General features: G+C 48.9%; 2 protein-coding genes. Both read left to right on the top strand.

The window, feature by feature from the left end:
- A partial coding sequence (locus KDK13_RS15235) for a hypothetical protein (RefSeq protein ID WP_257285829.1) occupies window positions 1–2037 on the top strand: 2037 nt, incomplete at its 5' end.
- A gap of 236 nt (window positions 2038–2273) precedes the next feature.
- Complete coding sequence (locus KDK13_RS15230) at window positions 2274–2756, top strand: hypothetical protein (RefSeq protein ID WP_257285828.1); 483 nt, start codon at window positions 2274–2276, stop codon at window positions 2754–2756.
- The last annotated feature ends 103 nt before the right edge of the window (window positions 2757–2859 follow it).

Below are 2859 nucleotides of genomic sequence, written 5' to 3'. Positions count from 1 at the left end.
CTCTCCCGTCAGATCGCCAGGGAATTATACTATGAGTCCAGGAATATCGATGAGGAGACTGATGATATTGCCAAAAACTTACTGGAGGAGTTCAGTCAGGAAGATAAATCCGAACCTGTCCATATTCTGAAGAGAGTGCTTAAATGCGCTTTTGTTCTTGTTGATTCAGCAGAAAACTCACTGAAAATAAAGGATCAATTCGATCAGAAACTGTATTCCAAATGGTGTGAGATGTTTGCCAATTCACTGTCGATGGTGCTCGACCTTGACCAGGGACTTGATTCAGAGTTGTTGTCCCTGATAAAGACTGTCATGACAGTGTTTCATAAAACCGCTTCTGGCCAGGATTACTCCATGTATTTACTGGCCGTCCTTAAACAGCTTAACAAGTATGGTATCCTTGACCCGAAAACGTCGTCTACTGGTAAAGAGATAATTGCCGGTCATATCATTAAGGCATGTATCGCGCAACTGGGAAATCTGAACATAATCATTGGTTCAAAAGCACAGAAAGGCGAATCGTTCACATTGGAATTGCGCCAGAAAGACAAGCTTGTGAGCCAGTTGCATGCACTTAGACCCTATCTTTCTGAGGTCGACCTGTACAATGTGTTTATCCCCGCACTGGTCGTCGATAATGTTGACCATAACTGGTTTGCCTTGCTGTACGCCCTTGCCCATTGTCCGGCAGAAGCACTGTCGGATCCCCAGCGTGAGAAATTTTCACAACGGCTGGAGCAATATCATCCCCAGGCCCGAGCGATGTTTGATGCCCTGTTGACCGGCAACCATGTGCAGGTACCCGACCTCACAACGACTAACTACACCGTGCTGTGGCTCAAGGCATTTATCCTCAACAAACAGCGCGAACACCGTCGTGCCTATGAAGCCATCAGTGAATCCGAGAGCAGTTGCCTGGCTCTTGGGCTGAAGAAGCCTGATGTGCGCCTGCAACTGGAAATCCTGCGCATAAAACTGAAGAGTCAGTTGCTTGGCGCAGAACTCCCGCTTTTGAGTCTTGAAGAACTTAAGGTCATGAAAGAACAGGCCGACAGTCTGATTACTCATCCCCAGGCCTTCTGGACGCAGGACGAGCATACTTTGCTTGAGCAAATACGAAAGATATTGGTGCCAGTGCTGCTTGAGCTCACGCCAACGGTTATTGAGCCGGTGATACCGGCAAGCGTCCGAACCGTCGAAGATGCTCCCGAAGAGTGCGATACTTTCAACGCAGAGGCAGACGTTGCCATGATCGCAATGCCTCTTGGCCGGAAATACCTGGTAAAGGAATTGTGCAAAAACCTGATGGCCGAACTCAGGGGCTGGCAGGTCAGTAACCGACCAGAACCGCTGACACCGGATGACTCATACCAGGTGATGGGGCCTTATGGCAAAACGCTGTCAGCAACGGAAACCATGCAAAAAGATTACTGGAACTCTGGCATTCGTCAGTTGCTCTCTGAGGTCAGTGCCCATCGGGCCGATGGTGACATCATCAGGGAGTTATCCTGCTACCAGAGTATTCTGGGCGATGCGACCCGTAAGCGTACCATTGGCATTTATCGCCTGACACTGGAGTTGTCCTGGACCATTATGCGCTATGTTAACGGCGAGTACGGAGCAGCCGACCTGACGGACAACGAAAAAGGTGAGTTGCTGGATTTATCCTGGCAATTCCTGAAGCAATCCCTCTGCCTTGCCATGCTCAGGAGCAGCCCATTGCCTGAGCAAGCATCCGACGAAGAACTGGTCAAAACTATCATCCAATGGTTGCAGGGCCTGAACGACCCCCAGGCAAAAAAAGAGATGGAGTTTTTTATGCGCTGCGCTTTGGGCAGTACGGCCGGTCATATCCGTGGCTTTCTGGCAGAAATATTTCCCGGGCGGAAGCAACACTCAGACAGCGCCCGATTTTTCTTCCAGGCCAAGCCCCTGCTTCAGCCGGACTACCAAAAACCGGTTGCCGAAGAGGGTCGGCAGACCCGCGAATTACTGATGAGGCAAAACCAGCAGCAGCGCTGGAGCTACGGATGTTGATAACGCTTTTGCCGAGGGCCGCCTGATTCCGGGGCGGCAACATTTTTGTTTGTTGGAAAAGTACAGTGAAAAGGGTGTGGACGGTAATTATCAAGCGCCTTGAATCTCGCACAAAGTACGTAAGTTTGAGCTACAGTTCTTTGGGTTATGGTGTAGCAATTATAAAATTAACCGGATCCACTACTAATGTATGAAAGGAGACACTGTCTCCCAAACTTCTGGTTTATGGATGATCTATGGACGACATACACATTGACGAGTTTTATCAGGACTGCCTGAAAACGCTGGTTCAGCTCTATAACAGCTTCCCCCGACTGACAACCCTTTATGTGGATGATCTGATTGCTAACGCTGGCACCGATGAGTACGGCATCCCCAACCGGCGCCACAAAGCCTGTTTTGATGCTATGCTGTGGCTGGCCTCGGAAGGTTATATTCGCTATCAGGATACTATCCGGCATGACGCTCTGGATCAGGTGGTACTCACTGAAAAAAGCTTCCTGCGTTTAAGCCTGCCGGTCAGTTCTCTGGATTCTCTGGATTCTCTGGATTCTCAAAATAAATTGTATAGCCCGGATAAAAAGCAAGATCTTCCGCCGTCTATTGCCCGCAAACAGGCAACCATGGCCTGGCAATGCAAACAGGCCCTTGACAATAAAGGCAGTGAAGCGATTGCACAGTCAGCCTTGCAATTTTTCACCGGGCGCAGATCAGGATAGGGGCAGTAATCATCAAGCTCTCGACTCTTTTTCTGTCAATAGCACGTAAAAATAAAGCACATTTTTTAAACGCTCTTGAAAGAATGATAATACGACTTTATAT

It is taken from the genome of Endozoicomonas sp. SESOKO1, assembly GCF_024606265.1.
GTDB lineage: Bacteria > Pseudomonadota > Gammaproteobacteria > Pseudomonadales > Endozoicomonadaceae > Endozoicomonas.
Note: the sequence above shows the minus strand (reverse complement) of the source record. Positions and strands in the feature narration are given on the sequence as shown.